Genomic DNA, 6,267 nt, shown 5'->3' on the forward strand with positions numbered 1-6,267 from the left:
CTCCGGACCCCCGCTTTGGTCAATTTGACCAGACTGCAGACGAAAAGCGCAGTTCTTCCCTTTTTTCCGTGGAAGAGCTGCGCTTTTTTCATTCCAATTTGAACTTATTCTGTGTTCGTTTTCCCTGCTGCCATTTTTCGGCTTATTCTTTCTGCTCGGCTGGATGGAGCATACGAATGACTTTGGCAGGAACGCCGGCGGCTACCGCATAGTCAGGAATTTCGTGCGTAACTACGGCGCCGGCACCGACTACCGCGTACTTGCCAATCGTTACCCCGGGACAAATGGTCACGTTCATACCGATCCAGGCGTTCTTGTGAATGGTTACATTGCCATAGGTATAGATCGTATGGCGTTCATTCATGTCATGATTGATTGTTGCAATCCGAACGCCGGGGGCCACCATACGCCGTCTTCAAATTCAATGCCGCCGGAAGCGGAAAGAATTGCGGAATGGTTGATGAAAACGCCTTTTCCAAACTTCACACGATTTCCAAAATCGCACTGAAACGGAGTCAGGACACGGATGGTGTCGAGATCGGAATGAAACAGCTCGCGCAGATCGTCCATATACGTCGGATCATCGGGAAGTTTTCGGTTGGCTTTTGCGCAGAGCGTTCGGGAACGCATCATTTCATCCACCGCCGGGCGGAAATATGGCTTTCGATTATCCGTTGGACCGCCCTGATCCATCAGCGCGTATACATCTTCTTCGGCTTCTGCTTTTACAGCGTTTTTATTTTCCATCGTCTCGTTCCTCCATCCTTTCGGTTTTCTGTTTTGATATTCTCTCAGGCTGTTTTCTGCCAGTTTCTTCTGTTTTTATTTGGTCGAGCTGACTTTGACCCCGTGATCGATCTGGGCTTTCGAGCGATCGACATAGCTGGCGTGAATTGCGAGCCCCTGCGTGATGATGGCGCCTTTGGCTTCTTTGACCAGATCCGCCGGCACGCGGCCAAGTCCGCTGCCTTCGTGGGTGGTGAAAGGATGAATGATCTTGCCGTTCCAGTCATAGGCGTCGATAAAGGTGAAAACGGCCATCGGCATGGTGTCCCAGTAAATTGGGAAGCCAAGCCAGATCTCATCGTATTCATCCAGGCTGGCTGGAAGGTTTTCTATCTTTGGACGGCAATGTGCATTCGAGTCGTCCTGCGCCTGCTGAATGTAAGTCATGTACGTATCCGAATACGGATCGCTCTGTCGGATTTCAAAAAGATCCGCTCCGGTGAGCTTTGCGATTTCCTTCGCAGCTTTTTCCGTATTGCCTTCGGTGATGGTACGGATATCCCCGCCAAAATAGTTTTCTCCTGTGTGGGAATAGTAAGCGACTAAACTTTTCATAAATCCTCCTTTTTCTCCCAGTTCAGAACGCCTGTGATCTGCGCTTCCTTGTAGCGTTCGATTTTCCATGAAAGGCGCTGAATCATCTGATCGATCCGGGCTTTCTGCTCTTCCAGCTCGAGCCGCTGTTCCTGAAGCAGTTCGAGACGATCCGGAATGGTCTGATCGCCTTCCATATAAAGCGTCACGTATTCCACGATCGATTTGACCGGCAGACCGACCCGGCGCATGCATTTGACGAGTTCGACCCAGCGAAGATCTTCTTCCTGATAGTCCCGCTTGCCGCCCTCGGTGCGGGTCACCGGCGGGATCATGCCGATCTGTTCGTAGGAGCGCAGGGTGTCCTGACTGATGTCATAGAGTTTGCTGACTTCTGCAATGTTCATGAGCACGTTATACAACCTCGAGTTCACTCCAGATCAAGCTGCATACTCATTGAAATGGCGGATTTTTCCCGAATTCCGACCTTTTTCTGTGCAGATTCAGTTCATTCATCCTTGCGGCATCTGTTCTGCACTTATGGCTGCTCTGGCATGGGTTGAAAACGCAAAAAAGGCTCGTTCTCATAAAGGGAACGAACCCGTATTGGAGTCCAGACTGTGTTTTGGAAGTTTGAAAGCCAGTTCCATCTGGATCGGTTTAAAGCAGTTATTTTTCTTCGGTGTTTTCATTGTTCGGGGATGCGATTTTTCCGCTTTTTTCCCGCTCAAGCAAAGCCCGTTTTCGGTCTACACCGCCCGCATAGCCGGTCAGCAATCCATTGGAGCCCAGAACGCGATGACAGGGAATCATAAGCGAGATCGGATTGGAGCCGACCGCCTGACCAACCGCCTGCGCCGACATTCTGGACATACCGCGCTTTGCGGCGATCGTTCTGGCGATATCGCCGTACGTCGTCGTCTCACCAAGCGGAATGGCTTTAAGAATGGCCCAGACTTCCTGCTGAAACAGAGTGCCCTGCGTCGAGAGTTCCGGCCTAAAATCCGGGTTTTCCCCCGCAAAGTAGAGATCCAGCCATTTTCTGGCCTGTTCAAATACCGGCAGATCCTCATCTGAATCATTTGCGCTGTTTTTCTCGGAATCCGCTTTGATTTTTTCCGCTTCTCTCTGGCCTTCAAACCAGAGACCGGTGATCGCGTTTCCGTCGGATTCGATCGTGATCTCTCCAAGCGGCGACTCGTAATACGTGATAACCATCTGTTCCATTTTCGTCTTCCTCCTTAACGACAATCCTGGCGACTGGATCGAAAACAAATCTTCAAAATGCCTGCTCCAGTTCAAATCGCTGGTTTAAAGGCTTTCCTTCGGCATCGGGCCATACCGTTTTCTATATTCCCCTGGCGTACAGCCGTTTCGTTCTCGAAAGACGCGAGCGAAATAACTCATCTCCAGAAACCCGCACTGCGCAGCAATGTCCGAAATACGTCCATCCGTCTGTACGAGCAGGGATACTGCTTTTTGCAGGCGCAGTTCGCGGATATAGCGAATGGGCGTACTGCCGATCATACGGTTAAAGCAGCGCAGACATTCGTTTTCGCTCAGATGTGCACTCCTGGCAATATCTGCCAGCGAAAGCGGCTGATCCAGATGGTCCTGTATGTACTGAAGCATGATTTTGATCAGCTCGCCATCCCGTCTGGCTTTGCGCGATGGCTTCTGCTCCATCAGCTGTCTGGATTTTCCGAGTGTAAAGAGCAGATGAGAAAGACGATCCCGTACCCGAAACTCGTAGCCGTCTTCTTCCTTTACGCAAAGCTGCCACGCGCTTTCGATATCCTCACAGGCCTCGTTACCCCATGATACGCAGGGATCCAGACGGATCATGGAAATGGAGGAATCACTCAGAAGCGGCTCCAGATATTTTTGCCAGAAAATACTGTCGAGACTTCCGCCGACTAAACGCGGATGAAACACCAGAGAATGAATACGGCAGACTTCACCTGAGGCCGGCCACACGCCATGCAGCGCACCCGTCTGAATAAAGACGCCTTCTCCCGCATGGAGCAGACAGTCTTCTCCGTTGGCAGCCACACGCACCGTTCCGCTTTCGACGACAAGAACTTCGAGTTCTTCATGCCAGTGCCATGCCACTTCCCTTTCGCTGATGTTGTCGTGATAGCAGGCGATCGGAAACAAAGGCGTTCCATGTTCAATCTGCTCTCTTCCCTGTCGGTCAACCTGAATCGTCTTGCATGCGTTTAAAGCCATCCGTTTTCTCCTTTGGGTGATATTCTCCTGAAAACCTGTCGATTTTATCCTAACATTGGGTATCAATTCAGTGATATTTTCTTAGCAGAAATCAAGGAGGAACAATTCATGGTTCATCTGCTTCTCGCTGTGATCTACCTTTCGTTTATCAGTCTGGGCCTTCCAGACTCGCTTTTAGGCTCTGCATGGCCGTCCATGTATCCGAGTTTTGGAGTGCCGCTTTCCTGGTCGGGGATCATTTTCTTCATCATTTCCGCTGGTACGGTGATCTCCAGCCTTTCGAGCGATCGGCTCACCCGTAAATTTGGCGCTGGAAAAGTGACCGTCTGCAGCGTCGCTATGACCGCTATCGCCCTGTTTGGCTTTTCCATCAGCTCTTCATTCTGGATGCTCTGCCTGTGGGCCATTCCCTACGGTCTTGGCGCGGGCAGTGTCGATGCCGCTTTGAACAACTACGTGGCTCTGCATTTCGCCAGCCGGCACATGAGCTGGCTTCACTGCATGTGGGGTGTCGGCGCTTCCATCGGTCCATACATCATGGGCTTCGCACTTACTCAAGCACACAGCTGGAGTCTTGGCTATCGTCTCATCAGCATCATCCAGATTGTTATTACCGCCATTATTTTTCTCAGTCTTCCCCTCTGGAAAGACAGACCGGTCCGTTCCGATGATTCCGATACAGAACCATCCAAACCGCTGAGCCTGAAAGCCATAATCACTCTTCCCGGTGTTAAAGCCGTCATGATTACGTTTTTCTGCTATTGCGCGCTCGAGCAGACAGCCGGACTCTGGGCGAGCAGCTATCTTGTTGTTGCCAAGGGAATCGCAGCCGATACCGCAGCCAGCTTTGCGAGTCTGTTTTTCATCGGCATTACGATCGGCCGTGCGCTAGGCGGTTTTCTTACCCTGAAAATGAACGATGCACAAATGGTCCGTTTCGGTCAGGGTATCATCGTGATTGGCGCTGCCGCTCTGCTTCTCCCTTTAGATGAAACGGCTGCGCTTGTCGGCCTTGTTCTGATCGGACTTGGCTGCGCGCCGATTTATCCAAGCATCATTCATTCCACCCCGGATCATTTCGGCGCGGATCGCTCACAGGCGATCATCGGTGTGGAAATGGCCAGTGCCTATATCGGCAGCTGCGTCATGCCGCCGCTGTTTGGCTTTCTTTCCCGCTTCTTATCGATTTCCATTTTCCCGATCTATCTTCTGGCGATTCTGCTGCTTATGACCGGCATGCATGAACGGCTTCAGAAGCAGACACGCAAGCCCGCCGTTCAAAAAGCGAAATAAAACCGGACAGTCGAATCTGTCCGGCAGTATGTTTTGTGAGGTCTGGTAATGCTTATAAATGTTCTGTGAAAATGGTCAGTCAATCAGACCGAAGTGAAGCGCGGCTTTCTGAATCCCGTCGTGTTCTACATCCTCTGTAACGTAGTCGGCTTTTTCCTTAATGATCGCTTTGGCATTGCCCATGGCAACGCCGATACCCGCATGCTGGAGCATTTCGAGATCGTTTTCTCCATCGCCAAACGCGATGGTTTCTTCAGGTCGAATAGTGTGGAACTTCAGAAATTCTTCGATGCCCGCCTGCTTGCTTCCGCCTTTTCGAAGCAGATCGACCGCCTGATCGCACCAGCGCGTAATCGTGAATTCCGGAAGAAGAGCATGGAGCTCTTCTTCTTTTTCTTTGGGAATATAGCCAATCGCCGAATATACAGGATTTCCCGACCAGGAATCCACCGGCGGCAGCGGCGTGGAAACAGCCTTGTTGGCTGCTCTGACCTGATCGTCGATTTTATTGATATACAGACGGTCTTTTTCAATCAGCAGAACCGGAATGTCTTTCTCGTTGAAAAGTTTCAGAAGATGATTTCTGGCGGAATCTTCGAGCGGATGGGCGCTCAGAATTTCCTGATTCTGATCGAGAACAAGCTGACCATTCAGCGCAATGTAGCCATCCATTCGAATCCCCCGGGTAGGCAGACGATCGAACTCCATGATGGAACGGCCGGTTGCAGCTACACAGAGAATTCCCTTTTTCTGCATCTGTTCAATCGTATCGAGTGCGCTCTGGGGCACTGCCTTCAGTTTGTGGGAAAGCAAAGTCCCGTCAATATCGAAAAACGCTGCTTTAATCTGCATATCCGCTCCTCCTGTTCCTTTCGGCTTTTTCAAGAAATTTCGTTTTTTTGCACTTCCATTTTAATGCGCAAAACGACTTGCGTTCGAAAGAAGACTGCCCGACTGGACGCAACCGCTTTACAGGCCATTGAAAGACACATCCCGCAAAGCCTGGCCAAATCATCTGGCTTCTTCGCGGGACGTTTTTTGAAAGGGTCTTTGGGTTGTGTGCGGGGCAGATTATGAGAATAGAAAAGCGGCTATTCCATTTTGGCAACGTGTTAAACGATCTTGCGTTTTGTTGGATAATCTTGCCTTTGAACAAAACCGACTCTTCTTTCACCGCCGACTATGCTCTGTCGGCTCCTGGTCTTCAGAAAGACAGGCCAGTTAGAAAAACGTTCGAAAAATTCGGAATGTACAAACTGGATTTGGATTCCAGTCCGGAAAACGAACCGGATTTTCAGACGGGCCTGTCTTAGGATCAAATCTTTCGATCCTAAGAAAAATCCCCGAAAGATATCGGATTTCTCCTTTATCTTTCGGGGATTTCATTTTGTTCGGCGACTACTTATCTTTGCCTTGCGGCTATTG

The 6,267-nt window shown here is 50.5% G+C and carries 8 protein-coding genes; 1 reads left to right on the top strand and 7 read right to left on the bottom strand.

The window, feature by feature from the left end; genetic code table 11:
- Nucleotides 1-142: 142 nt before the first annotated feature.
- The 6 genes from Q2J39_RS05860 to Q2J39_RS05885 form a co-directional block, all read right to left on the bottom strand.
- On the bottom strand, nucleotides 143-364 hold the full coding sequence (locus tag Q2J39_RS05860) for a DapH/DapD/GlmU-related protein (protein ID WP_288339387.1): 222 nt from the start codon (nucleotides 362-364) through the stop codon (nucleotides 143-145).
- The gene (locus tag Q2J39_RS05865) at nucleotides 361-747 is read right to left on the bottom strand and encodes a hypothetical protein (protein ID WP_288339385.1); all 387 of its coding nucleotides are present in this window, start codon (nucleotides 745-747) and stop codon (nucleotides 361-363) included. Before Q2J39_RS05865 ends, Q2J39_RS05860 begins: the two co-directional genes overlap by 4 nt.
- Before the next feature lie 75 nt (nucleotides 748-822).
- The gene (locus tag Q2J39_RS05870) at nucleotides 823-1,341 is read right to left on the bottom strand and encodes a flavodoxin (RefSeq protein ID WP_288339383.1); all 519 of its coding nucleotides are present in this window, start codon (nucleotides 1,339-1,341) and stop codon (nucleotides 823-825) included.
- Nucleotides 1,338-1,754, bottom strand: coding sequence for a MerR family transcriptional regulator (locus Q2J39_RS05875; RefSeq protein ID WP_288339381.1), 417 nt, complete (start codon nucleotides 1,752-1,754; stop codon nucleotides 1,338-1,340). The genes Q2J39_RS05870 and Q2J39_RS05875 overlap by 4 nt, the downstream gene beginning before the upstream one ends.
- Before the next feature lie 235 nt (nucleotides 1,755-1,989).
- Nucleotides 1,990-2,547 (bottom strand): methylated-DNA--[protein]-cysteine S-methyltransferase, encoded by a 558-nt coding sequence (locus Q2J39_RS05880; protein WP_353887487.1) that lies wholly within the window; start codon nucleotides 2,545-2,547, stop codon nucleotides 1,990-1,992.
- An 84-nt stretch (nucleotides 2,548-2,631) separates the two neighbouring features.
- The gene (locus tag Q2J39_RS05885) at nucleotides 2,632-3,549 is read right to left on the bottom strand and encodes an AraC family transcriptional regulator (RefSeq protein WP_230268484.1); all 918 of its coding nucleotides are present in this window, start codon (nucleotides 3,547-3,549) and stop codon (nucleotides 2,632-2,634) included.
- Nucleotides 3,550-3,657: 108 nt separating this feature from the next.
- Here Q2J39_RS05885 and Q2J39_RS05890 point away from each other — a divergent pair, with 108 nt between their 5' ends.
- Nucleotides 3,658-4,842 carry a sugar MFS transporter gene (locus tag Q2J39_RS05890; protein ID WP_288339378.1) on the top strand — a complete coding sequence of 395 codons (1,185 nt, stop codon included), beginning with the start codon at nucleotides 3,658-3,660 and terminating at the stop codon, nucleotides 4,840-4,842.
- 75 nt (nucleotides 4,843-4,917) lie between these two features.
- Here the strand turns inward: Q2J39_RS05890 and Q2J39_RS05895 are convergent, their stop codons facing one another.
- Nucleotides 4,918-5,694 (bottom strand): Cof-type HAD-IIB family hydrolase, encoded by a 777-nt coding sequence (locus Q2J39_RS05895; RefSeq protein ID WP_288339376.1) that lies wholly within the window; start codon nucleotides 5,692-5,694, stop codon nucleotides 4,918-4,920.
- Nucleotides 5,695-6,267: the final 573 nt, after the last annotated feature.

Origin of the sequence: uncultured Allobaculum sp., from assembly GCF_948576815.1 — a bacterium.
GTDB classification, from domain to species: Bacteria; Bacillota_I; Bacilli_A; order Erysipelotrichales; family Erysipelotrichaceae; genus Allobaculum; species Allobaculum fili.